Annotated in this window: 24 protein-coding genes; 18 read left to right on the forward strand and 6 right to left on the reverse strand. The window is 24.6% G+C overall.

Annotated elements, in window-relative coordinates; translation table 11 throughout:
* The first annotated feature begins 12 nt into the window (after window positions 1–12).
* The 4 genes from ACYUET_RS11090 to ACYUET_RS11105 all read left to right on the forward strand — a co-directional run bounded on the left by ACYUET_RS11090 (window position 13) and on the right by ACYUET_RS11105 (window position 4,252).
* Entirely contained in the window at window positions 13–1,485 is a 1,473-nt protein-coding gene (locus tag ACYUET_RS11090) for a glutamate synthase subunit beta (RefSeq protein ID WP_460279611.1), read from the forward strand.
* Window positions 1,486–1,869: 384 nt separating this feature from the next.
* Window positions 1,870–2,148: a hypothetical protein gene (locus ACYUET_RS11095; protein ID WP_460279613.1), complete on the forward strand. Its 279-nt coding sequence runs from the start codon at window positions 1,870–1,872 to the stop codon at window positions 2,146–2,148.
* A 150-nt stretch (window positions 2,149–2,298) separates the two neighbouring features.
* The gene (locus ACYUET_RS11100; RefSeq protein WP_460279615.1) at window positions 2,299–3,894 is read left to right on the forward strand and encodes a cell shape-determining protein; all 1,596 of its coding nucleotides are present in this window, start codon (window positions 2,299–2,301) and stop codon (window positions 3,892–3,894) included.
* Between the two features lie 202 nt (window positions 3,895–4,096).
* Window positions 4,097–4,252, forward strand: coding sequence for a zinc-ribbon domain-containing protein (locus ACYUET_RS11105; RefSeq protein WP_460279617.1), 156 nt, complete (start codon window positions 4,097–4,099; stop codon window positions 4,250–4,252).
* Between the two features lie 228 nt (window positions 4,253–4,480).
* Here ACYUET_RS11105 and ACYUET_RS11110 read toward each other — a convergent pair whose 3' ends face one another.
* Complete coding sequence (locus ACYUET_RS11110; RefSeq protein ID WP_460279618.1) at window positions 4,481–4,960, reverse strand: CarD family transcriptional regulator; 480 nt, start codon at window positions 4,958–4,960, stop codon at window positions 4,481–4,483.
* A 382-nt stretch (window positions 4,961–5,342) separates the two neighbouring features.
* Between ACYUET_RS11110 and ACYUET_RS11115 the strand changes: the two genes are divergently transcribed.
* Both ACYUET_RS11115 and udk read left to right on the forward strand, forming a co-directional pair.
* Entirely contained in the window at window positions 5,343–6,350 is a 1,008-nt protein-coding gene (locus ACYUET_RS11115) for a hypothetical protein (protein ID WP_460279620.1), read from the forward strand.
* Window positions 6,351–6,656: 306 nt separating this feature from the next.
* Window positions 6,657–7,277 carry a uridine kinase gene (gene udk / locus ACYUET_RS11120; RefSeq protein ID WP_460279622.1) on the forward strand — a complete coding sequence of 207 codons (621 nt, stop codon included), beginning with the start codon at window positions 6,657–6,659 and terminating at the stop codon, window positions 7,275–7,277.
* 119 nt (window positions 7,278–7,396) lie between these two features.
* Here the strand turns inward: udk and ACYUET_RS11125 are convergent, their stop codons facing one another.
* Window positions 7,397–8,002 carry a DUF445 domain-containing protein gene (locus ACYUET_RS11125; RefSeq protein WP_460279624.1) on the reverse strand — a complete coding sequence of 202 codons (606 nt, stop codon included), beginning with the start codon at window positions 8,000–8,002 and terminating at the stop codon, window positions 7,397–7,399.
* A 230-nt stretch (window positions 8,003–8,232) separates the two neighbouring features.
* Between ACYUET_RS11125 and ACYUET_RS11130 the strand changes: the two genes are divergently transcribed.
* On the forward strand, window positions 8,233–9,219 hold the full coding sequence (locus tag ACYUET_RS11130; protein ID WP_460279626.1) for a LacI family DNA-binding transcriptional regulator: 987 nt from the start codon (window positions 8,233–8,235) through the stop codon (window positions 9,217–9,219).
* Between the two features lie 201 nt (window positions 9,220–9,420).
* Here ACYUET_RS11130 and ACYUET_RS11135 read toward each other — a convergent pair whose 3' ends face one another.
* Together ACYUET_RS11135 and ACYUET_RS11140 are read right to left on the reverse strand one after the other, a co-directional pair.
* Window positions 9,421–11,022: a Na/Pi cotransporter family protein gene (locus tag ACYUET_RS11135; protein WP_460279628.1), complete on the reverse strand. Its 1,602-nt coding sequence runs from the start codon at window positions 11,020–11,022 to the stop codon at window positions 9,421–9,423.
* A gap of 138 nt (window positions 11,023–11,160) precedes the next feature.
* Complete coding sequence (locus tag ACYUET_RS11140) at window positions 11,161–12,108, reverse strand: ribonuclease Z (protein WP_460279630.1); 948 nt, start codon at window positions 12,106–12,108, stop codon at window positions 11,161–11,163.
* A gap of 517 nt (window positions 12,109–12,625) precedes the next feature.
* Here ACYUET_RS11140 and ACYUET_RS11145 point away from each other — a divergent pair.
* On the forward strand, window positions 12,626–13,279 hold the full coding sequence (locus ACYUET_RS11145; RefSeq protein WP_460279632.1) for an HAD family hydrolase: 654 nt from the start codon (window positions 12,626–12,628) through the stop codon (window positions 13,277–13,279).
* Between the two features lie 202 nt (window positions 13,280–13,481).
* Here the strand turns inward: ACYUET_RS11145 and ACYUET_RS11150 are convergent, their stop codons facing one another.
* Window positions 13,482–13,766 (reverse strand): hypothetical protein, encoded by a 285-nt coding sequence (locus ACYUET_RS11150; protein ID WP_460279634.1) that lies wholly within the window; start codon window positions 13,764–13,766, stop codon window positions 13,482–13,484.
* 305 nt (window positions 13,767–14,071) lie between these two features.
* Between ACYUET_RS11150 and ACYUET_RS11155 the strand changes: the two genes are divergently transcribed.
* From ACYUET_RS11155 to ACYUET_RS11175, 5 genes are all read left to right on the forward strand, one after another.
* Window positions 14,072–15,226: an AI-2E family transporter gene (locus tag ACYUET_RS11155; RefSeq protein WP_460279636.1), complete on the forward strand. Its 1,155-nt coding sequence runs from the start codon at window positions 14,072–14,074 to the stop codon at window positions 15,224–15,226.
* A 382-nt stretch (window positions 15,227–15,608) separates the two neighbouring features.
* The gene (locus ACYUET_RS11160) at window positions 15,609–16,343 is read left to right on the forward strand and encodes a phosphocholine cytidylyltransferase family protein (RefSeq protein ID WP_460279637.1); all 735 of its coding nucleotides are present in this window, start codon (window positions 15,609–15,611) and stop codon (window positions 16,341–16,343) included.
* Between the two features lie 14 nt (window positions 16,344–16,357).
* Complete coding sequence (gene aepX / locus ACYUET_RS11165; RefSeq protein ID WP_460279639.1) at window positions 16,358–17,656, forward strand: phosphoenolpyruvate mutase; 1,299 nt, start codon at window positions 16,358–16,360, stop codon at window positions 17,654–17,656.
* A 2-nt stretch (window positions 17,657–17,658) separates the two neighbouring features.
* The gene (gene aepY, locus ACYUET_RS11170; protein ID WP_460279640.1) at window positions 17,659–18,792 is read left to right on the forward strand and encodes a phosphonopyruvate decarboxylase; all 1,134 of its coding nucleotides are present in this window, start codon (window positions 17,659–17,661) and stop codon (window positions 18,790–18,792) included.
* Between the two features lie 216 nt (window positions 18,793–19,008).
* Window positions 19,009–20,112: a 2-aminoethylphosphonate aminotransferase gene (locus ACYUET_RS11175; protein ID WP_460279642.1), complete on the forward strand. Its 1,104-nt coding sequence runs from the start codon at window positions 19,009–19,011 to the stop codon at window positions 20,110–20,112.
* A gap of 280 nt (window positions 20,113–20,392) precedes the next feature.
* Here the strand turns inward: ACYUET_RS11175 and ACYUET_RS11180 are convergent, their stop codons facing one another.
* Window positions 20,393–20,950 (reverse strand): class I SAM-dependent methyltransferase, encoded by a 558-nt coding sequence (locus ACYUET_RS11180; RefSeq protein ID WP_460279644.1) that lies wholly within the window; start codon window positions 20,948–20,950, stop codon window positions 20,393–20,395.
* 398 nt (window positions 20,951–21,348) lie between these two features.
* Here ACYUET_RS11180 and ACYUET_RS11185 point away from each other — a divergent pair, with 398 nt between their 5' ends.
* The 5 genes from ACYUET_RS11185 (at window position 21,349) to ACYUET_RS11205 (ending at window position 26,470) form a co-directional block, all read left to right on the forward strand.
* Window positions 21,349–22,152, forward strand: a complete 804-nt coding sequence (locus tag ACYUET_RS11185; RefSeq protein WP_460279645.1) for a nuclease-related domain-containing protein — start codon at window positions 21,349–21,351, stop codon at window positions 22,150–22,152.
* Window positions 22,153–22,244: 92 nt separating this feature from the next.
* On the forward strand, window positions 22,245–22,880 hold the full coding sequence (locus tag ACYUET_RS11190; protein ID WP_460279647.1) for a DUF5105 domain-containing protein: 636 nt from the start codon (window positions 22,245–22,247) through the stop codon (window positions 22,878–22,880).
* Window positions 22,881–23,256: 376 nt separating this feature from the next.
* Window positions 23,257–25,317: a methyl-accepting chemotaxis protein gene (locus tag ACYUET_RS11195; RefSeq protein WP_460279649.1), complete on the forward strand. Its 2,061-nt coding sequence runs from the start codon at window positions 23,257–23,259 to the stop codon at window positions 25,315–25,317.
* A 345-nt stretch (window positions 25,318–25,662) separates the two neighbouring features.
* Complete coding sequence (locus tag ACYUET_RS11200) at window positions 25,663–25,989, forward strand: thioredoxin family protein (protein ID WP_460279651.1); 327 nt, start codon at window positions 25,663–25,665, stop codon at window positions 25,987–25,989.
* A gap of 175 nt (window positions 25,990–26,164) precedes the next feature.
* Window positions 26,165–26,470 carry a hypothetical protein gene (locus ACYUET_RS11205; RefSeq protein WP_460279653.1) on the forward strand — a complete coding sequence of 102 codons (306 nt, stop codon included), beginning with the start codon at window positions 26,165–26,167 and terminating at the stop codon, window positions 26,468–26,470.
* Window positions 26,471–26,615: the final 145 nt, after the last annotated feature.

The following is a 26,615-nucleotide window of genomic DNA, read 5'->3' on the forward strand; positions in this document are numbered from 1 at the left end:
GAGGAATAAGATATGGGAAAACCAACTGGATTTTTAGAATATAATAGAGAAGTAGGAGAAAACAGAGATCCAAAAGAAAGATTAACAGATTATGATGAATTCCATAATAGACTTCCTTTAGAAAACCAATGTATCCAAGGTGCAAGATGTATGGATTGTGGAGTTCCATTTTGTCAATCGGGAGTATTGTTTTCAGGAATGGTATCAGGATGTCCACTTCATAATTTAATACCAGAATGGAATGATTTAATATATAGAGGAAAATGGGATTTAGCTTATGAAAGATTAAGAAAAACTAATCCATTTCCTGAATTTACAGGAAGAGTGTGTCCAGCACCTTGTGAAGCAGGATGTACGATAGGATTAAATGGACCATCAGTTACTATAAAGGAAAATGAAAGAGCAATTATTGATACTGCATTTGAAAATGGAAATGTAATTGCTAATCCACCATTAAAAAGAACAGGAAAAAAAGTTGCTATAATTGGTTCTGGACCAGCAGGACTTGCGGCAGCGGATATATTAAATAAATGCGGGCATAAAGTGACGGTATATGAGAGAAGTGATAGAATTGGTGGATTATTAATGTATGGAATTCCTAATATGAAGCTTGATAAGAATGTTATTTTGAGAAGAGTTAGTTTAATGGCTGAAGAAGGAGTTAAATTTATAACTAATGCAAATGTTGGAGAAAATTACAATGCTAGAGAAATAATAGATGAATATGATGCAGTAGTATTGGCTACTGGAGCATCACAACCAAGAGATCTTAAAGCAGAAGGTAGGGAAAATGCAAAAGGAATTTATTTTGCAGTAGACTTTTTAAAAGCAAATACAAAAAGTCTTTTAGATTCAAATCTCCAAGATGAAAATTATATTTCAGCAAAAGATAAAAATGTAATTGTAATTGGAGGAGGAGATACTGGGACAGATTGTGTTGCAACATCTCTTAGACATGGATGTAAATCATTAGTTCAATTTGAAATAATGGAAAAACCAAGTGCTGAAAGAAAAGAAGATAATCCTTGGCCAGAATGGCCTAAAACTCTAAAAATTGATTATGGTCAAGACGAGTTTAAAGCTATATACGGAAAGGATCCTAGAGAATATCTAACAACAGTTATTGAATTGCATAAAGATAGTGAAGGCAATATTGAAAGTATTGATACTGTAAATGTTAAGTGGGAAAAAGATGCTCAAGGTAGAAATTCATTAACTTATGTAGAGAATTCAAAGAAAAATTGGAAAGCTGAACTTGTATTAATTGCTATGGGGTTTACAGGGTCACAAAGTTATATTAAAGATGCCTTTGGAGTTGAATTTGATGAAAGAGACAATATAAAAGCTGAGTTTGGTAATTTTAAAACTAATATTCCTAAAATTTTCGTTGCTGGTGATGCAAGAAGAGGGCAATCATTAGTAGTTACAGCTATTAATGAAGGTATAAGTGCAGCAATTAGAATAGATAAATTTTTAAGAAAATAAAATTAGTTTTAAGAAAAGAAAAGTTTTAGCTAGCATTAACTTAAGTTAGTGCTAGTTTTTTATGTCGCACAATTATTCCTGTACTACGTTTGGAAAGGGTGCATGGCTAAAAAAATCGATGCTCCACAGTCACTTAGCAATTTCTTTATAAATGTTAATTGAAAAGTAGTATATTAGCTTTAAAAATTATCTAATAAAAAACATGGAAGTATAAATAATGGAAAATGGAGAAAACAACTTGGGTAAGTGAATTTAAAATTAAAACAAAACGCAATAAGTTTTTAATAACCATTTAATGAAATATTTAATATTACTTATTGCGCTGGTTTTAAATTTAAGGTATAATATAAAACAAAGAAATTAAAATTTGCAAAGGAGTATATTATGAGGGGAAATCTAAAAAGTATACTATATTTTATTGGGGGAGCATGTATATTAGCTCTAATAGTAACTTTGTTTTTAAGTCTTCTTCCATATATTTTATTAGTTGGAGTAATAGCTTATTTGTTAATAAAAATAGTATCATTTATACAGAAAAAAAAGAAAGAAAAAGAACATATAAATATTCCAGAAGATAATCAAAATATTACATATCAAACAGATGAAGATGATTTTAATGGAAAAGTAATTGATGTTGAATATGAAGAAGTAGATAAAAAATAATAGTATATTTATTTAAAGTAAATAAAGATAAGGTATTTTCATTATAATACTTTATCTTTTTTATATAAATATGGTAATGAAAAACTTATTATGATATAATATCAACCATAATAAATAGTTACAAATAAATAGTCACAGTGGAGGGTTAAAATGGGAAATAAAAATAATATTGTAAAATTTTTAAAATTACTATTAGCAATTTATTTATTTATAGGAGTTTTATTATTATTAACAAGTAATTTAATTTTTGATTTAAGTTTAAACTCAATGTTAATAGTTAGTATATTTGTATTAACTAGTGTTGTATATGGTATTTTAGTAAAAAATAAAAAAATTATTATAACTGGAGGAATAGCTGCATTAGCATATATTATCTTAATATTAATATTTAGTCCAATAATAAGTTACAATGCACATAGAAATTTAATTGGAGATGTAGAAAAAGTTGAATTTTCAAGTCAAATAGAATATATTGATTTAAATCAGTTACCAATAATAGATAAAGAATTAGCAGGAAAACTTGCTGATAAAAAGTTAGGGGAAATTGCAAGTCTTGGTAGTCAAGTATATGTAGGAGAATTAGATTTACAAAATGTAAATGGACAATTATATTATGTAGCACCATTAGAACATTCATCATTATTTAAGTGGTTTACAAATAGAGAGGGTACATTAGGATACATAAAAGTTAGTGCTACAAATCAAAATGATGTTCAGTTAGTAACAAAACTTAATGGCAAAGATATTAAGCTTAAGTATTTAAATTCATCATATTTATTTTCTAATTTAAAAAGAGCAACATTTTTTAGAGATATGAAAGCTGGACATACAGATTTCAGTTTTGAATTAGATGATACAGGAAGACCATATTGGGTAGTAACAAGGTATGACAATGCTATTGGAATGTTAGAATCAAAAGCTATAGGTGCATTGGTAATGGATGCACAAACAGGAGAAACTAAAATTTATAATACTAATAATTTACCTGAATGGGTAGATAGGATACAGCCACAAGATTATATAAGAAGATATATAGATAAATGGGGTGAACTAGTACATGGTGTTTTAAACTTTAGTGATAAAGATAAACTTAAAACAACTAATGGTATGAATATAATATATAATAATGATGTTTGTTATTATTATACTGGTGTAACTTCTGTAGGGAGTGATGAGAGTTTAGTAGGTTTTACATTAACAGATACAAGAAGTGGTAAAACAACTTTATATGAAACAGCAGGTGCAACAGAAGAAGCAAGCATGCAATCAGCACAAGGAAAAGTACAACAATATGGATATTTAGCTACATTTCCATATTTAATAAATATCCAAAATGAACCAACTTATTTTATGACTTTAAAAGATTCTAATGGATTAGTTAAACAGTATGCCATGGTTAATGTTAAGAATTATAATACAGTTGCTGTTGGAGATAGTCTTCAATCTACACTTAATAAGTATTTAGAATTATTAACTAATACTAATATTTCATTGGAAGGTGAAAATAAGGAAGAGACTATAAAAGGAGAGGTTGAAAGAATTGGAGTCATAGTTAAAGAAGGAACAAGTATTTATGACGTAAAGTTAAAGGGAATAGATAATATTTTTTCAGTTTCAACCGAAACTTCTAGAGATGTAGCATTGACAAATAAGGGAGATCTTATATCTGTAAAGTATATTAAAATTGGCGATAGTAGACATATTATTACAAATTCTTTTGAAAATTTATCATTAATTGGAGAATAAAATTTAAGTAATATAAATTAATAAAATTAAATATTGAAAAAATGAAAAAAATTATTTATTAATAACTTGCATTTAATATTAATAGATGATATACTAAAATAGTTCACAAAGAACAAAAAAATATAATAAAGATTTAATTACATTAACATTTCTCCATTGAGAAAGTATTAGTTAACTAAGTCTTTAATTTGGAGGAATTGAAATGGAAGATAAGAAAATAGTATGTAAAGATTGTGGATCAGAATTCATATTCACAGTTGGAGAACAAGAATTCTACAAAGAAAAAGGATTCGAAAATGAACCAGTAAGATGTCCTGATTGTAGAAGAGCAAGAAAGCAACAAAACAATAGAAGATAATTTTATATGAAAGTTAAGCTATAGGAATTTATTTCTATAGCTTTTTTTATGTTATAGAAAATTTTATAATTTTCTGTAACTGAAAGCTTGGTTTTATCTAGATTTAGGACTAGCTGAGTATAAAAATTCAAACATGTCATATATATTTTGTACGTAATAAAATAGCAAAAGCCACATAAATATTGTTTATGTGGCTTTTGCTATGAATAAAAAATTAAAAATTCATATCTAATTAATAGTAGATTTTAATAAATTAGTGGCTTCAATTTCAGATATATTTTTTATAAGAGTAATTTCATCTATCAATAGTTTTTTAGCTGTGTTTAATATTTGCTTTTCACTAGAATTTAGAGATTTTTGTTTATTAATTAAAGTTAAGTCATGAACTACTTCAGCACTATCTCTTAATGAACCAGTTTTAATTTTTTCCATGTTTATTTGGTATCTTTGTTTCGAAGTAAGATCTTCTTGAATATCAGAGTTATCTTGAATGTGAGTTAATATGTTTTCTAGAGTCTTTATATCGCTGATCATACGTATGTTAGAAGCGGATATTCTATCAGTTGGAATCATTATTTCCATATTATTTTTTAGCATTTTTATTATGCAATATTGTTTTTTTTGACCAGAAAAAATTTTTTCTTCAATTTTTTCAACAATTCCTATTCCCTGCATTGGGTAAACCACTTTATCACCGGCTTTAAACAAAAAATGCACCTCCATATATTTTTTATATTTATAGTATAACACAAATACAAAAAAATATCAAATTTATAATATTATCATATTTTATATGAGCTTGTCAATAAAAAAAATGATTTTTTTTTAGCTTAAATAATACTATTTTTTTATATCTATTATATAAAAATTTCTATAATTAGTTATTATGAAGAAAAATATACAACTATGAAGAAAAATATATAAATTCAACTAAGAAAGTAAAAAGGCTTGATTAGTAATATTATGTGATGTAAAATTAAGGAAAATAATTACAATAAAATACAAATAAGTAATTAAAAATAATAGCATAATACAATAGTAACTTTTTGCAATACTCTATCACAATATAATAAAAAAGGTGGTTAAGGCAATGAAGGTTAATTATAAAAAAACTTTTGATATTGGTAAAAAAATAAAAATAAAGATAGCTAAGGATAGTGGAATCACAATTATTACAAAATATAAACAAAATCATATTTCTATAAACAAAAAAGGAATAAGAATATATGGAGAAAATGGAATTATAAAAAAGCAAAAACAATTATGGTTATTTAAGAAGAAGAAATTAAACATTAAGGAATTTAAAAAGTTAAATATGGAGAAAAGAATAAGAGCTAAAAATAAGAAATATATAATAAATGAAATTTTGTCATATGATAAAAATATAAAACTTGGAATAAAAAAATATAAGTTTTTTAAGATAAATTTTTGGTTAATGATAATATGTTCAATTATATTCAGAAGTGTAATAATGTTATTTATTACAGGAAGTATTTTAGCTGCTTATTTTAGTATGATGACATTTAAATTTATGAAATATAAAAAGATCTATTTTATAATAAAACAAGTTGCAAAAGAATTAGCATTTACTAATTTATATAATGAAGAAAAAATAACTTTTTTAATATCAAAGTTTAAAAAAGATTATGGGGAAGAAGTTAATGAATATAAGGAATTAAGTTTGATTTTTATTAAATTTAGAAATACAGGAAAGAAAATAGAAAAAGAATTAAATAATCTTGAGATTGAAGATATTTCATATTACTTAAAGAAAAGAAATGAGCAAAGGAATATAGATATAATAGAAGAAACAAATAATGAGAACGAAAAAACTCATAATAAATTGCAGTTTTTTACTCCAAAAGCTAAGACAGATAATAGAACAATAAACTATATATCATCATTTGATAATAAGGAGGTTAATAATTTAGCAATATTGTATAGAAAAGAAGAAACAAAATCAGATGGAATTAAATCTATAAATAGAGCAATTGAATTTTTTGATGATATTGATGGTAAAGAAAAAAAAGAAAAAGCAGTTATTTCAACAGATAATAAATTAACAGTTTACTTTTATAAAAAATCATCTGTTCTTTAAATAAAAAATTATAAATGTATTAACTTAATTAGAACATATATATAAAAGCAATTTCAAATTAAAATGGAGTTGCTTTTTTATATACTTATTATATTAAAAAATAATTTAATATAGATAAATACTATAAGCTATGATATATTATAATATGGGAAAAAAATAGAACTTTCTTTGCAAGAAGATTACTTTTTGTATAAATTAGGATTTAGGCATGTTCATGTGTATTAAAATCTAATAATCTTTAAGTAAAAAATTCTTACATTAAGATAGATAAAATTTGAAGATAAATGATATGGAGGAAATTATATTATGCAAGATATAATGGTAATAGGTATAGCTGGAGGAACTGGTTCAGGAAAAACAACTTTATCCCTAAATATAAAGGAAGAGTTTGATAATGAAGTAGTTATTCTTTCACACGATTACTACTATAAATCAAATGATGGAATTCCTATGGAAGAAAGAAAAAAGCTTAATTATGATCATCCTGATTCTTTTGAAACAGATCTTTTAATAGAGCATCTTAAACTTTTAAAGAAAGGTGAAGCTATCAATCATCCAGTTTATTCTTTTGTGGATCATACAAGAACTACTGAAACTGTTATAGTTAAACCAGCAAAGGTAATTATTGTTGAAGGAATATTAATATTTGAAAATAAAGAATTATGTGACTTAATGGATATTAAAGTTTTTGTAGATACAGACGCTGATGTTAGAATTATAAGAAGGTTATTAAGAGACGTTCAAGAAAGAGGAAGAGATATTGACTCTGTAATAAATCAATATCTTAGTACAGTTAAACCAATGCATGAAGAGTTTGTAGATCTAAGTAAGAAAAGAGCAGATATTATAATCCCAGAAGGTGGTTGTAACATTGTAGCATTAAGTATGCTTTTAGAAAAAATAAGAAATTTTATTAATTGTGATTAATTATATTATACATAAAAAGAGACTAGTTCAAAAACATTTTGTTATTTGAGCTAGTCTCTTTTAATTTTCTATGTTTTAAGTATGTATTAAAAACTATATAGCATAAGAGAAATTTTTCATTAAGGGATAAATAAAACAATTACTCCTTGAATTAGTCCTATAAGGGTACCAAGGACTAAACCTAATAATTCTATATGTTTAAGCTCATTTTTTGCAACGCTTACAATTATTTTTTCTAGTTCTAATAAATCTAACTTATTTATTTTTTCTTCAACAATTTTTTGAATATTAATTTTTTCTTTAGCTTTCATAGTTGCTGTATTAATTAAGTCATTTACTATAGGTGGTAATTCTTCATTTATAATATCATCTAAATATCCTTGAATCATCCCTTTAAATGGTCCAGGTATAAAACTCATTTTTTCTGATATTATTGTAGTAATTTTTGTTTTTATGTATTCACTAAAATTTTCTTTATCTTTTTCTGTCATTATGTCATTAAATAAGTCATCTACCGATAATAATTCTTCAGAAATAACTTGTCCTATATTTTGAGCAATTTCATTTTTCCTTTTTGGAATTAAACCTAATATTTCAACATTTATTAAGGGTATTTTGATTGGATTAATAGGTTTAAATAGAAGTTTTATGGCTAATATATTTGTAATCCATCCAATAAGTCCACCAACTATAGCTAAAAATAATATTATTAGTAATTTACTCATAGTTATTGTTTCCTCCTAAAGTTATTTTTTATAATTAAAAATCATTAAATAGTATACCATAAGCATATAAAAATATATAGCAGTTTAATTCTTTAAACAACTCATTCAAAGAAATGAAAAATTTGATATAATTATATTAAATTTAATATAGTATAGATTAATCAATAATAAGTGGATATTTAATTTGAGAATAATTTTTAAATTTTTGAAAGAAAGTAGGGTGAGAGTTAATGGCAACTATAAAGGAAATTGCGAATATAGTAGGGGTGTCATCATCAACAGTTTCTAGAGTACTTAACTTTGATGAAACTCTGAACGTATCAGAAGAAACAAAAATAAAAATTTTTGAAGCAGCAGATATGCTTGATTATAAATCGTCAAAAAATAAAAAAAAGAAAAAAGTACATACATTAGGAATAGTTCATTGCGATAATAAAAAAGATTTAATAGATCCATATTATTTATCTATCAAATTAACTGTAGAAAAAAAATGTGCTGAATTATTAATTAATACAGTAAATATCTATTTTGAAAATGGAGTATTACAAAACAAAAATATAGATGGAATAATAGCTATAGGAATTTTTAATAATAATGAAATTGAAGAAATGTTGAATATTACTCAAAATATAATTTTTGCTGATTATTCACCAGATGAAAAGAGGTTTGATTCTGTTATAATCGATTCAGAGAAAGCTATTAATAATAGTTTAGATTATTTATTAGAGTTAGGGCATAAAAGTATAGGATATATCGGAAATAAAGAAAGATATATACTTGATAAAGAGTGCTTATCAGAAAGTAAAGAACATAACTTTAGGAATTATATGAAGAATAAAGGGTTGTTAAATGAAAAGTTCATTGAAATTGGAACTGAAGCCAATTATGAGGAAGGATATAAGCTTATGAAAAAAGCATTAGAAAATAAAACAGTTCCAACAGCTTTTTTAATAGCTAATGATACTATGACAGTAGGAGCTTATAAAGCTATATCAGAAAAGGGCTTGATTATACCAGAAGATATAAGCATAGTTGGTTTTAATGATGAATCTTCAGCAAAATATTTAATTCCATCATTAACTACTACTAAAGTCTATACAGACTACATAGGAATAGCGGCTGTAGATTTATTTATTGAAAAAATAAATAATAATAATAGATTTAATAAAAAAGTTATTATAAGTACAGATTTAAAGGTGAGAGAGAGCTGTAAATAGAGTAATTATTAAATTTAATATTATTCAAAATATGAAATTTAATAAATAATATACATAGAACTTTTTACTGTTGTTTAAACATAAATAAAATTATAAAAATTGAAACCAAAGCTGTATTTTAAAATATAGTATGAATAAAAAAATGAGATTAGTATAAAAGACAATATTGGTCTTTACACTAATCTCATTTTTATTTTAAATTTAAATAACTGTTTCAGCAATATTCATAGAGTGATCACCAATTCTTTCTAAATTACTAATTAAATCAAGAAAAATTGTGCTTGAATTAGCTGAACATTTTTTTTCATTTAATCTTCTAATATTATTTTCCCTAAGAATCTTTTCATATTTATCTATTTTAGCTTCAATAGTTTTAATATTTTTAACAATATTTGAATCATTTTTTTCATAACAATCAAGTGCTAAAGTAAGTGATTCAATGGTTTTCTCATACATACTAATTAATTCATCTTTAGCTTCAGTTCCTATATTTACGTTATTGTTAATCTTTTCTGCCGCTAATTCAACTATATTTTTAGCATGATCTCCGATTCTTTCAATATCATTTATAACATGGAAAGTTATACTTAATAATTTACTATCCTTATCTGGTAATTCATAATTTGATAATGAAACCAGATAATCAGTAATTTCTCTTTCTAAATTATTTATAATTTTTTCTTGTTTATAAACTTTCTTTATAGCTTCTTCATCTTCCTCTAAAAAAGCATTCATTGATAATTTAATGTTTTCTTTAGCAGCATTACCCATTCTTATAGTTTCTTTGAAGACTTGTCCACTAGCAACTACAGGGGTTTCTAATAATTTTTTATCTAAATACATAGCACCTTCAGTTTCAATACTATCTTCACCAGGTAAAATCTTATTAGCTAAAATAACAAGATATTTTGCTAAAGGAAGAAGAACTATAGTAACAGTTAAATTAAATATAGTATGAGCATTTGCTACTTGTCTAGCTACGTCTGTAGGATTCATTTTTTCTATTAATGAAATTAAAGGGGTCATAAACGGAATAAATATTACTACACCTATAACATTAAAAAATAAATGAATTAAAGCTGCTTTTTTAGCAGTTTTATTTCCACTAGCTGAAGCTAAAAGTGCAGTGACACATGTACCAATATTACAACCAAAAATAACAGGTAATGCAATATTCATATGTATTGTTCCAGTAATTGCAAGAGCTATTAATATTCCAGTAGTTGCAGAAGAACTTTGTACTATTGCAGTCATTACAAGACCAGCTAAAATACCTAAAAATCTATTTTCACCTATTACAGTTAACAGTTGAGTGAAAGCTTCTGATTCTGCAAGTGGCTTCATTGAAGCAGACATAATATTCATTCCAAGAAATAATATACCAAATCCTAAAGCTATAGAAGCTATATCTCTAGTTTTTTTCTTTTTAGCAATTAATAAAGAAATAGACCCAACTCCTATAAATAAAGGAGCCATTTTATCTAGATTAAAAGAGACTAATTGAGCAGTTATTGTTGTTCCGATATTAGCTCCCATTATTACACCAGCAGCTTGCATAAGTGTCATAAGTCCTGCATTAACAAAACTAACAACCATTACTGTAGTTGCACTAGAGCTTTGGATAACTGCAGTAACAATAGCTCCGATTATTACTCCTATGTATTTGTTACTTGTAACTTTCTCTAAAATATTTTTAAGTTTTTCCCCTGCAGCGTTTTCTAAGCCATCTCCCATTAATTTCATTCCAAAAAGGAATAATCCTAGTCCGCCTAGCAGTTCGATAAACATATTTATACTATTCAAGTATCTCTCTCCTTTAAAGTAAATTTATAATGCCAATTATTATACACACATATAAATTATAACTTTTTATAAACAAAAAAAGAGGAATTTAACTTAATTTTAACAAAATTTTTATATAATATGTATTGAAAAATTCAATTAATCTAAATATTTTAAAGTTTTAATTAATCCATCATATGCTATTATAGATTTTTCAAAAATATTAGTTGCATTAATCAAAAAATTATTAGGTTCAGCAAGAGCAGGACTAAAATGAGTAAGAATTAATTCGTTACAAGCTCCCTCTTTTGCTAGGGTTGCAGCCTCAGTAAATGTCATATGACAATTTTTTACGGCTTTTTCAATATCCTTATCATCACCATAAGTACCTTCACAAATAAACAAATCACTATCCTTTATAAAAAATGGAATATTTTTAGTAGGTCTTGTATCTGTTATATAAGATATTTTAATTCCCTTTCTTTCATTATCTAAGACCATATAGGGATAATATTCTTTATCTTCAAAAATAATTGTTTCGCGATTTTGAAGTTTACTCCATAAAAGTTTAGGAACATTATTTTTAGTTGCTTTTTCTACAGAGAATTTAGCATTTCTTTTAAAATAGAAACTATAACCTATGCACTTAGTAGAATGTTCTAATTCTAGAGAAGATAATGTAAAATTACTTTTATTTTTATCTTCACATAAAGAGATATTATTATTGTTTATGTGAAAATTTATTGAAGCATTTGTATTTTCCATAATATTTAATTCATAAGGTAAGTAAGGATTTATTACATTTAAACCATTAACAATATTTTTTATTCCAGGTGGCCCAATAATAGTAAGTTTTTCTGTTCTTCCAGAGTTACCAATTGTAGATAAAAGGCCTGGTAATCCAACAGTATGATCTCCATGGGAATGAGTTATGCATATTATATCTACAGATTTAAATCCCCATCCTGTTTTTCTCATTGCAACTTGGGTTCCTTCACCACAATCTATTAAAAATTTTCTCCCATTTACATTTATAAGAGTAGATGACATAAATCTATCTATCATTGGCATACCGCCTAATGTTCCTAGAACACATAAATCAACCATAATAATAATCCTCCAATTTATATTAATAATTTATATTTAGTAGTTATATTATAGTATTATTTTACACTAATAATTAATAATTAATAAAATATATATGTTCTAATTAAATTAATACATTTACAATCTGTTATATTAATGAACAAAATTTATTGGAACTTATATAATTTGAAATTATGATTAAAATAGTACTTAGACTATATATCATTATGGGATATTATTAGTTATTTAAAACATAAGTTATTTTTAAAAGTGTACAAGCTTTAAAAACAAATGTTATACTTATATTAATTAATAAGGATAAATTTAACTTAAAAGATAAGTTTATAGAATAAGGCAAAATCCAAAAACAACAAGTTCATTTTCTATCCTATTTTCCATTATGCTGCATTGTCAAATTGACCTAATAGGCCCGCTATGAGGGCAATTTGTCTCTTTGCCTGATGAAAAATATCAATTGTAACTTTGGACTTGCCATTTATTTATATTTGCTTAATTTAAATTATTGGAGGAATACAATTTGAAGAAAAATTATGATTATATTTTTATGGATTTAGATGGAACTATAACAGATCCAATGATAGGTATAACAAAATCAATACAATATGCACTAAAATATTTTAATATTGAAGTTGAGGATATTAATACATTAACTAAATTTATAGGACCTCCGCTTAAAGATACTTTTAGTCAGGATTATAAATTTAATGAAAAGCAAACAGTTGAAGCAATAGAAAAATTTAGAGAGCGTTTTAGTGAGGTAGGGCTTTTTGAAAATGTCGTTTATAATGGAATGGAAGAATTTTTAAAAGAACTAAAAAATAACGGGAAAATACTTATGGTTGCAACATCTAAACCACAGTTTTTTGCGGAAAAAATATTAGATCATTTTAACTTAAAAAAATATTTTTCATTTATTGGTGGAAGTAATATGGATGAAACACGTTCTAAAAAAAGTGAAGTCATAGAATATGTTTTATCAGAAAATAATATAAAAGATTTATCCAAAGTTGTAATGATAGGGGATAGAAAGCATGATATTATTGGAGCTAAAGAATCAGGACTTGATAGTATTGGTGTGTTGTATGGATATGGAAATTATGATGAGCTAAAAGAGGCAGGAGCTAATACTATAATTAAAGATTTAAATGAATTATTAAATATATTAATATAAAGAATATATGTTAATATTAATACACTTTATAAACATATATTTAAAATAATATTTTTACAGTTTTAAATTATAAGAATAAATAAAGGACTATCTCAAATTGATAAATATGTTTTTGAGATAGTCCTTTAAGTTGTGTTTGGTTAAAATATATATGAGTTATTCTATTGTTATATAAAATAAAGGATAACTAATTAATAAAATTTTATATAGAAACTTTTTTTACACATTCATCAATCCAAGGTAATGCACCAGAAGGTAAAATACCAAAATTATCATTTGTAAGTTTTGATACAAATAAGAGCTCTTTAGGTTCTAAAAACTCTTTAAGAGAATGTGTAATTTCTTCAGAAGTCATAGAACTTACTATAACCCAAGTAGAAGGCATAATTTGTCCCCATGAACCTAATGATTTTATTTTTCTGCTTAAATTATCATCTTGACCATGTTGATGATGATTTAAATGATATGTAATTAAATATGTTGTCATAAATATACCTCATTTTTAAAATATAGTATTTTGATATGAATTAATTATATTACAAATGATAATCAATTTCAATAGGTAACTTAAATTAAATCCAAAAATTTATGTTTATATTTAAAGTTGAAAAGATATATTTAAATTTAGATAATATAACTTTATTAATATTAATAAATAGTGATTTTATATTAAATATTTATTAATTCTATTGAAAGCACTATATATAAATTTTATAATAAATAATGATAATGTTTTAATAATATTATTATGTTAAAATAAATGTAACGTAGATTTAATGAAGTGAGGTAAACATGAAGATTAACTGGAATGAAAAGTATAACACAATAGCTACATATTCATTTATTGTAATAAGTGCTATTATTATATTTTATTTATCTATATCACAATTAGGAGTATTATTAGATAAAATTAGTGACACAGTAATAATACTACAACCATTTATTATAGGATTTTCTATAGCATACATTTTAAACTTTATTTTAAGGTTTTATGAAGAAAAATTAAATATGTTTAAGAGATTTAGTTCAAAAACTAAAAGAGGAATAGGAATATTAATTACATATATTACAGGATTTCTACTTTTATACTTATTCATACAATTTGTATTACCACAACTTGTTGATAGCATTGTTGGATTAATTAATGATGTTCCAATTTATATTAATAACTCTACAAAATTTATTAATAAATTATTGTTAGATTTAAATATTTCTCAGGAATATCTATCATTAATAAATGATAATTTTAATGATTTTATTAATTATACTATAAAAGTTGCAACTAATTTGCTTCCTGTATTAGGAAGTGTAGTAACTGCTGTTGCATCTAGTATATGGAATATAGTATTAGGAACAATAATATCAATTTATTTGTTAATAGATAAAGAAAAGTTTTGTGGATTAAGCAAAAAGATAACATATGCAGTATTTCCTAAAAATGCAGCAGAAAAAGTTATAGAAATAACTCACAGAAGTAATGATACATTTGGAAAATTTTTAATAGGGAAAATAGTAGATTCTTCTATTATAGGAGTATTAACATTTATAGTATTAACAATAGTGAATATGCCATATACTATTTTAATATCTGTAATAGTAGGAATTACAAATATTATTCCATTCTTTGGACCATTTATAGGTGCTGTTCCATCAGTTATAATAATACTATTTGTTTCTCCTATAAAGGCATTATGGTTATTAATAATTATATTAATAATTCAACAAATAGATGGTAATATTATTGGACCTAAAATTTTAGGAGATTCAATAGGAATATCTGCTTTTTGGATTCTATTTTCAATATTGGTTGCAGGAAAGTTTTTGGGCTTAATAGGAATGATTATAGGTGTTCCATTATTTGCAGTAATTTATTCTATCATTAAAGAAGTTGTTGAAGCGAAATTGAAAAAGAAGGGTTTGAAGATTAAAACAATAGATTATATGTAAAATTAAGTTTTTAATAGCCTAAAAGTATAACAAATACTTTTAGGCTATTTTTTATTTTTTAGGAAATTATATTTTAAAAATTTGTGGATAACTTAGAATATATTTTTGCTTAAAGATTAAGAAATAAAACCTAAAGAATAAAAAGAAAATATATTCGCCTGCCAGATTTTTCTCACATAAGTTCGAAAAGGCATATGCGTAAAAAAATCGACGGCTCCAGAGTCACTTTGGCGATTTTTTTTTATTAGAAAAATTTCACATGAACATATTGTATTGAACAGTGAATAGTGATACTATGAAGTTGTTCAAAAAATGAACAAAATATAATTTTTATATATTATATAAAAACTAATTGGTATTAGAAAGGAATGGTAGAGAGAGGTTGAGTAAGATAAATAGTGCTGTAATTTTAGCAGCAGGTATGGGGAGTCGGATATGTGAGATAACTAATGATGCAATACCTAAAGGTTTTATTGAAATTAATGGGAAAACATTAGTTGATAGATCTATTAGTAAACTAAGAAAATGTGGTATAAGGAAAATATATATAGTTACAGGACACTTAAGTAATTTCTATAATGAAATGGCAAAATGTGAAAGTGATATTTATGTAAAATATAATAAAGATTATAAAGATACTGGAAGCATGTCTTCGTTAGCAATACTAGAAAATGATATAAATGAAGATTTTTTATTGCTTGAAGGTGACCTTATTTATGAAGAAAAAGCATTAAATTCAGTTATTAATTATTCAAAAAAAGATTGTATTTTATTAAGTGGAATGACAAATTCAGGAGATGAATGTTATGTGGAGATTAAAGATGAGAACTTATATAAAGTTTCTAAAAATAAAGAAAAAATTAAAACTATATATGGGGAATTGGTTGGTATTTCAAAAATATCATTAGAATTGTATAAGGAAATGTTAAAAGAATTTAATAATTCTTCTATTAAACAATATCATTATGAATATGCAATTTTTGATGTTGCTAAAAGAAAAAAAGTTGGGTATATCAAAGAAAACAATTTAATATGGGGAGAAATTGATGATAAATACCATCTTAAAAGAGTAAAAGATTATATAATTCCAAGATTAAATAAAATAGGTGAAGAATAAGGGGGAGATTTATTATGGAAAAAGTATATGTTTCAATGAGTGGAGATATAATTCACCATGGTCATTTAAATATTATTAATGAAGCTAGAAAATTAGGTGATGTAATAATAGGATTACATACAGACGAGGTTATTTCTGAATATTGGAGAAATCCAATAATGAAGTATAAAGAGAGATTGGAAGTAGTTAAGAATATTAAGGGTGTTACTGAAGTTGTACCTCAAAGCACATTAGATCAAGTTCCTAATTTGATAAAAATTAAACCCAAATATGTTTTGCATGGGGACGATTGGAAAGAAGGGATTCAAAAAAATCTTAGGCATAGAGTAATAGATGCTATTAAGGAATGGAATGGAAAATTAGTAGAAGTAAAATATACAGAGGGAGTGTCAATAACAAAATTGGAAGAGGCGTTAATGGGAATAGGAACAACTCCTCAAGTTAGAATGAAAAAACTTAAAGAATTAATATATTCTAAGAAAATAGTTAGAATAATGGAAGCCCATAATGGATTAACAGGATTAATTGTTGAAAAAACTAAGATAGACAAGAATGGAAAAATAAAAGAATTTGATGGTATGTGGGTAAGTTCACTTTGTGATTCAACATCTAAAGGAAAACCAGATATAGAATTAGTTGATTTAACATCTAGGTTAAATACTATTAATGATATTCTGGATGTTACTACAAAACCAATAATACTTGATGGTGATACAGGTGGAAAAATAGAACACTTTATTTATACAGTAAAGACATTAGAACGATTGGGCGTATCTGCCATTATAATAGAAGACAAAGTAGGACTTAAAAAGAATTCATTATTTGGAACAGATGTTCAGCAAACTCAAGATACTATAGAAAACTTTTGTAATAAAATAAAAGCTGGAAGGGAAGCTAGAGTTACTAGAGATTTTATGATAATTGCAAGAATAGAAAGTTTAATTGCAAAGGCAGGGATGGAAGATGCCATAAATAGAGCTAATGCGTATATAAATGCAGGGGCTGATGGTATTATGATTCATAGTAAAGAAAAAGATGGAAGTGAAATAATTGAATTCTGTAAAAGATATAAAGATTTTAATAAAAGAGTTCCACTTATAGTAGTACCAACTTCGTATAATTTTATTACAGAAGAAGAACTTTCTAATTTAGGAGTTAATGTAGTAATATATGCAAATCATTTAATAAGAAGTGCTTATCCTGCTATGGTAAATACAGCAAAGAGTATATTAGAAAATGATAGATGTAAAGAAGCATCAAAAAACTGTATGCCAATAAAAGAAATATTAACATTAATACCAGGAGGAATGTAATAATGATAGAAGTTTCAAGTTTTTATTATGAATTAATCAGTAAAAATATGAACTTCTTTTCAGGAGTTCCTGATTCATTATTAAAAGATTTTTGTGCTTATATTAAAGATAATGTACAGGATAAATTTAATATAATTGCAGCAAATGAAGGCAATGCAATTGCATTATCAGCAGGTTATCACTTAGCAACTGGTAATATAGGCGTTGTATATATGCAAAATTCAGGATTAGGAAATGCAATAAATCCACTTGCTTCTCTTACAGATAAACTTGTATATAGCATTCCAATGATGTTGATTATAGGATGGAGAGGAGAACCAGAAAAAAAGGATGAGCCTCAACATAAAAAGCAGGGCTTAATTACTATTGAATTATTAGAAGTCTTAAATATAAAATATGATGTTTTAAGTAAAAACACAAATAATCAAGATATGAAAGATATATTAACTAAAGCATACATGTATATGAACGAATACAAGGAACCATATGCATTAGTTATAAAAAAAGGTACATTTAATGAGTATAATTCTAAAAAAATTGAGGAAAAAGAAAACTTTGAAATGAGTAGAGAAGAAGCAATAGAAATATTTATTGATAATATTAAAGATAACTCAGTAATAGTATCAACTACAGGTATGGCTTCAAGGGAACTATTTGAATTAAGAGAAAAAAGAAAAGAAAAACATGATAAAGATTTTTTGACTGTTGGTTCTATGGGACATGCATCACAGATAGCATTAGGAATAGCATTAGGTAAGAAAGATAGAGAGGTTTATTGTATAGATGGAGATGGTGCTTTAATAATGCATCTTGGAGGAATTGCTATAATTGGAAATAAAGGTCCTGCAAATTTTAAACATATAGTTATTAATAATGGAGCACATGATTCAGTTGGAGGACAAAAAACTGTAGGCTTAGAAATAAATACTTTAGAAATAGCTAAAGCATGTGGTTATAAAGAGTATTATTCATGTAGTAATAAAAAAGATTTACTATTCTATTTGAAAAAAATAAAAGATGTAGAAGGGCCTATATTATTAGAAATTAAAGTAAAAAAAGGAGCAAGAAAGGACTTAGGAAGACCAACTATTACTCCTATTAAAAATAAAGAATTATTTATGAACTATTTGAGATAAACAATATTCTAGCATAGAAAAGTATAAAATTTTTGAAATTAAAAAAATAGGCTATGTTTTAAAACCGTATTATTATTGTAGTATAATACCAACATTCACTTAAAACATAGCAAAAAAATAATAATTTTAAATTAGATAATTTTTTGAAATAAAATGTGACGTAATAACTTTGTTTTAAATGATTTTAATTATTTAATATGAAAAGAGGAATATTAAATGGAAGTTAAGAGAAATATATTACTTAATCCAGGACCAGCAACAACCACTGATAGTGTTAAGTTTGCTCAAGTAGTACCAGATATTTGTCCACGAGAGAAAGAATTTGGACTTATTATGGAGTTTGTATCAAAAGAGTTAACTAAAATGGTAGCTTCAAATGATAAATATACTACTATCTTGTTTGGTGGTTCAGGGACAGCTTCAGTTGAAGCTATTTTAAGTTCAGTAGTTGATAATAATGATAATATTTTAATAATTAATAATGGTGCTTATGGAAAAAGAATGTGTGAAATAGCTGAAATATATAACTTAAATTATATAGAATTTAAAAGCTCTCCTATAGATGCTATAGATTTTATTAAATTAGAAGAAACAATTAAACATAGTAAAAAGAAAATAACACATCTATCAGTTGTCCATCATGAAACAAGTACAGGATTACTAAGTGATATAAAAAGAATAGGAGAAATTTGTAAATATTATAATATAGAAATGATTGTTGATGCAATGAGTTCATTTGCAGCAATACCTATTGATATGGAAGAAATGAACATTAAATATTTAGTGTCTAGTTCTAATAAATGTATACAGGGGATGGCAGGAATCAGTTTTGTAATATCAAATACAGATTCATTAGAAAAGATAAAAAATAATAAAGTAAGAAATCTTTATTTAAATTTGTATAAACAATATGAGTATTTTAAAAATACTTATCAAATGAGATTTACACCTCCAGTTCAAGTAATATATGCATTGAAGCAAGCAATAATAGAGTGTAATAATGAAACAATAGAAAAAAGATATTCAAGATATAAGATGTGTTGCAATATTTTATGGGATGGGTTAGAAAAGTTAGGTTTGGATAAGTTGGTAGATAAAAAAAATCATTCAATGTTAATAACATCAGTTATTGAACCACAAATAAATAATTATAGTTTTGAAAAGATGCATCAATATTTATATGATAGAGGTTTTACAATTTATCCTGGGAAAATATCACTTGAAAATACATTTAGAATAGCTAATATAGGAGAAATATATCCAGAAGATATGGAGATGTTTATTAAATTATTAGAAGAATACTTTAATACAATAGCATAAGGCATAATTAAAAAATAACAAGTCCATTTGTTAGCTTATTTTCCATCAGAGGAAGCTCGACTCGCATAAGCTCGCTGAGTAAGCGATTCACACAAAATCATAGATTTCGGTTCTCTGCTCATCGTCAAATTGCCATAATAGAGCCGCTATGAGGGCAATTTATCTCCTTTAGTGATAAAAAATGTTTATTGCAACTTTGGATTTGTTATTTATTTTCATGTGTTTAAGATTAAATTGTTAAGTAGCTAGTAAACTTAGTTAAGTTTTACTAGCTACTTTTTTATAATTTATAAACTACATTAAATCTATTAGGATTATAATATCCATCTATTATTTTCCAATCTTTAAAATTATTTTTATCATATAGTAGATGTTCTTCTCTATGTGATACAATAGGTAAATCACCAATAAAAATGGCTTCTTTAGCAACTCGTTTCATTTCTTCAATTGCCTTTTTTGCATATTCTTGATTTGGAAAATAGTGAAATGCACCAAAACAAAAAACTTTATCAAATGTTTTATCTTTAAATATTAGATTATTTGCTTCTCCATGTATTACAGAATTATTAAGTAATTCAATATGTTTTTTCACGAGAGAGGTTGAATAATCTACCCCAACATATGATTTGCAATTAATATATTGTGCCAACCCACCTGCACCACATGCAACTTCTAGAATACTATCAGTTTCTTTTATATCTAATTCTTTAATAATATTTTTTGCGATTTCTTCTACATTGGCAGTAGTATCTTCATAACCGTCTAGTACTTCTAGCTTTTTTGTTGTATCTCTCCCTTTTCTTTCCCAAACTTCTTTCCAGTAACTCATGTCTTCCATATATTCTCTTCCTCCATTTATAAATAGTTAGGCATAATCAAAAAAATAACAAGTCCATCTGCTAGTATATTTTCCATCATCTTGCGTCAACAAAATCCTATAATAGGTCCACTATGATAATACTTTGTATCCTTGCCTGATGAAAAATATTCATGGCAGTTTTGGACTTGGTATTTTATTTCATGTGCCTTAATTAAAAATAACAAACATTATTCAATGTGTTCATTTATTGAACAATATAAGTGTAGCATTGTTCATTGTTCACTTCAATAAGTTCATTATAACTTTTAACAAAATATGAAAAAATTTATATTATGTAAGTTATAGTTATAAAAGAATTTACTTAACTTAAAAGAAAATTTCTAGTAAAATTAAAAAGATACTGGAGGTAGATGAAAATGAAATTTTTAAAATGTATTATTCAGATAATTTCAATAATTATTATAACAATTGGATTTAAAAAGATATTTAGTTTTTTAAACTCACAAAATAGTATTATTATAATGTTTATTATTTACTTATGTGTTTTGTTATATATTTTATTTAAAGATGTAATTGTAAATAATAGAAGAAATAAAATGATAAAAAAAGCTGGAAAAGAAGGAGAAGATAAGGTTAAAAGCATATTAAACACTTTAAATAAAGATAAATATAAAGTCATAAGTAGTTTTTACTTAAGAGGAAATGATTTAACTCAAGAATTAGATAGTCTTATAATTTCTTCAAATGGAATATTTAATATAGAAGTAAAGAACTTTTCTGGTGATATTACTATTAATAAATCTGGAGAATGGATAAGAATAAAAAATGGTAAAAGCGAAACTATTAAAAATCCTAAAGACCAAATAGAGAGGCATCATAAAGTTATAAAGGATGTAGTTGGTAAAAATATAAATATAGTAGATATTTTAGTAATTGCAAATGATAGGTCTACACTATCAGTAAAAGGAAATATAAATTATAAAGTTTTATTATACAAAGATTTAAAAGATTATATTTATAATTATAAATATAATTGTAAATACAATATAATAGATTTAGAAAAAAAGATACTTAATAGAAAAACAGGAGATAGTTCTATATTTGGATATAAAGAAAATAGCAAAAAAAATTTTTTTGATAAAACAATTATTTATATAAAATTTTTATTTGCAATATGTTCAATAATTTATATTCTGTGGAATATAAAACATATACTTTAAGTTATTAAATTATTAGAACTAGATAAACTTATGGAAAAAATATACAATTTGGTATAAAATATAAGAAAGTATTTTTATATTGGGAGAAAAATATGAAAAAGTTAAAAAAGATATTAGTTATTTTTTTAATTACTATAATTTTAACTCCAATGATAGTTTCATCTAAAGAAAATAAAAAAGTGTGTGAAACCCCAGAAAAAAGTATTGAAATTTTTCTTGATGTAGTCTTAAAAGACAAAAAAGATGAAATGTCAAAGATAGGAATAACAGAAGAGGATTATGAGCAAATTAAAGAAGAACTAAAGTCTGAATTAACAGAAGATGCAAATTCAATTTTTTCTATAAATAAAGATGTAATAACTGAGGAAATAGTATCTTTACTAAATAAGAGTATTATTAGTGGTATTTCAAAAGTAGATTATGAGGCAAATCAAATATCACAAACTAAAAGTAAAGCAGAAGTAGAATTGAGTATAAGGGGATTAGATTTAAAGGAGATAATTCAGAAAACTGAAGATGAATTTATTCAAAGTCAAAGTAAAAAAAGTAGTACTCTTTCTCAAAGTGAAATGACCCAAGAAATTTTTAAAATTTGGGCTAAATATCTTGAAGAAGGTATTATAGTGGACAATCCTACACTAATAAAAGTTACATTGACAAGAAACGGAGATTATTGGTTTGTAGATGAAAAAGAAATGGAAAAAGTAGGGGAAACACTATTTAGTTAAATCAAACATTAGAAAAGAATTACTTAGAAATATAATTATAGTTATTATATATAGCTAGAATTTTATTTATAAAGATATGTAGTAATTAAACGAGATATATAATGAATATTTTAAAATTATCTATAAGTTCAAATAAAGTTTGTTCATTAATATAAATTTAGAATATTTATAAATAGTATTTTTTATTAGTCTGGTGAGGAACTTATATAGAAAATTTATGATATATATGTTTCTGACTAGATATTGTTAATTAAAGATATAATTTTATATGAAAATTATATAAAAGATTATAAATGTATTAAATTAATTAAAAGATATATATTTAAGTTTTTTAAAATTAAATTATCATACATAAGATAAGATTAAGGGGGAAGAAATGAAAAAAATATCAACAAAAATAATTACATCTATTCTATTTTTTTGTTTAATAACATCAATAATAATTACTACATCAAATGGCATATTAAGCAAAAAAACGTTAAGAGCGGAAGCAGAAAATACTTTATTAGAGATATCTAAAAATAAAGCTCAAAATATAAATGAAGGTCTTATTTCAACAAAAAACTATGCAGATAATATAGTCGATTTAATATCTACTACATTAGATACGAATATGTTATATAAAGATGATAAGTATGTAGATGGTTTTTTAAATAATATTAATCCATTTGTAAATAAGTTAATATCTGATAATGATAAGTTGCTAGGGGTAGCAGTTATCATTAATCCTGAACTAACTCAAAACATGCATCAACTTATTTTAGAGAGAAATATTGGTTCTAATCAAATATCTCAACTAGAAAAATTTAAAAAAGAAGAATTTTACGAATCTAATAAAGATATGAATTGGTATTATAAGCCTATAAATATTAAAGGTCCTGTTTGGAGTGATCCTCATAAAGATAGAAGCTCAGAAAGTATGAGAATTGCATATACACGACCAATATACATAAATGATAAATTAGTAGGAGTAGTAGCCATAGATTTATTTTTTGATAACTATAAGAATATGATAAATGATGTTAGTGTGTATAATAATGGTTATGCTTTTTTACTTAATCAAAATGGTGATTATTTAGTTGATAGAACATATAAAGATACCGATAATATAAAAACTTTATTAGGTGATAATATAGATGTTATATCTAATGACCAAGGAATACAATATTACGAAAAAAATAGTCAAGAATCTGTATTAGCATATTCAAAACTTATTAATGGAAATATAATAGCAATAACAGCAAATGAAAAAGATATTTTTATGAAAATAAATAGTAGTATAATGTTATGTATATTAATAACATTAATAGTTTGTATAATTGTATCAACAATAGCATTGATTATTGGTAAAAAAATAAGCAATCCAATTATTTTTATTACCAAACTTGTAAATATTACGTCTACTCTTGATTTTAGGGAAAATAGTGAATTTTTAAAAATTGAAACTTTTAAAGATGAGACAGGCATAATAGGAAAAGCAGTCTTGAATTTACGTAAAATAATAAAGGATACATTAATAGATATAAAATCTTGTTCAGATGATACATCAATTCATTCAAATAATTTAAAATTAATTACTGAGCAATTAGAAGAATCAGTTACAGCAATTAATGAAACTGTTTTGGAATTATCTAAAGGAGCAGAAGAACAAGCAAGAGAAGCACAAATAGGATCAGAACAATTAACAGAGTTATCTGAAAAAGTAGAAAATATAATTGAAATTACTAAAGAGTTTAATGAATATTTCTTTAAATCAAAAGCTTATAATGATAGTGCAGTTAATTCTATAGATAGACTAATAGAAAAAGTTGAAGCAACAACTGAAATAGGATATAAAACAAGAGAATGTGTGTCTGAACTAGCTAATAAATCATCATTAATAGGAGAAATTGTTTTAACTATAGATAATATATCTGAACAAACTAATCTTTTGGCACTAAATGCTGCAATAGAAGCAGTAAGAGCGGGTGAAGCAGGTAAAGGTTTTGGTGTAGTAGCTGATGAGATAAGAAAATTATCAGAAGAAACAGCAGATGCAACAAAGAAAATTGAATCAATAATAAATGAAATTAGGTTTGAGATTGAAACTACTCAAGATAATATGGAAAAATCTACACAAACTATTTTTGAAGTAAATTCATTTATGAATGATTCTAAAAAATCTTTTAATGATATAAAAAATTCATTTGATATAATGACAGAGCAAGTAGAAAATTTAATAGAAAATATTAATAATGTTGATAGTAGCAAAGAATCAGTAGTAAATGTTATACAAGGAATAACAGCTATTTGCGAAGAATCTGCAGCTTCAACAGAAGAGGTTTCAGCAACAATACATGAACAATTAAGTTCTGTAAATCATGTTAAAAACTCATCTGAAGATCTTAATAGATTAGTAGAAAAGTTAGAAAATATGATATTAAAATTTAAAATGTAATGTTTTATTAAAAAAAATTATGTTATAACAGAAAGAATAAAGTCCTATCTCAAATATAAAAAAGGTTTTTGAGATAGGATTTTTCTTATTTTCTTAAAATTATAAATTTTATATGAAGTTAAGTTTTTATTTCACCAATTTTTATTTTCTATGTAATCTATAAAAAATGCTCCATAAGCTATATTTCAGTATGATTTAATAGTAAGTTTAGCATAAAAATTAAAACTTTTATAATAAATTATATTATTTTTAATGAATTAATTTTATAATTAATATAAAACTAAAATTTTAGAAGTGATTATTTAATGAATAAAAATATAATTTAAGAAAGTGGCGAGAAATATAGTGAAGATATTAAAAAATAAAACAGAAGTTAAAGATTTTATTAAACAAAATAATATGTCTGTAATATATTTTTCTACTAATACTTGTGGAGCATGTATTATTCTAAAAGAAAAAATTAAAAAATTACTTTATGAGTATACTAATATTAAAATGTGTGAAGTTTTGGGAGACATATCAATTGATATATCAGCATATTTTAATGTATATTCTGTTCCTATAATGATATTTTTTATTGAGGGAAAAGAGGTTTTTAGAGAATCTAAATATTCTAGCATTGAAGAGATAAAGAAAAAAATAGATAGATATTATAGTTTATATTTTAAATAAAAGTATAGATGTAAAAGTATAGATGATAAAAATATGTTAAAATACAATGATGAAGGGTTATTTTAACATATTTTTAAAATGATTTATAAATTATATAATTAAAAATATAATTTATAGTTTTATTAAAATATTAGGATAAATTTAAATACATATTAAAATTTAGTAGGAGAAAATTATGAAAGTAGATATATTTACAATAAATGAAATAATAGCGATTGTTATGGATTTAGTTGATAAATTAGAAGTGTATCAATTATATGGATTTGAAGATGAAAGTGAATTAAATATTTCCAAACCAATAAATGATAAATTAAAAAGTTTAGATTCTAATAATTATGATGATTTTATATGCAAGTGTTCAGAAATAGCAGAAGAGATACTTTCTATAAAAACAGGTGAATTAAATGAATTAAACTACTGTCATCAAGAAATAAGTTTTTTAGCAGAGAATAGACTTAATGGATATATAAAGAGAATTTAGAAAGTAAAGTTTGTATTTTAAAATGATTTATTTATTATATTCTTTTTTACAAAAATTTGTTTTTGTAATTCTATTTAACTATTATTAGCTGTTTTAAGTGCACTAGAATAAAATATGGGTTAGTAAGTATTATATTTATACCTAC

The sequence above is a fragment of the Clostridium sp. CTA-5 genome, from assembly GCF_054768135.1.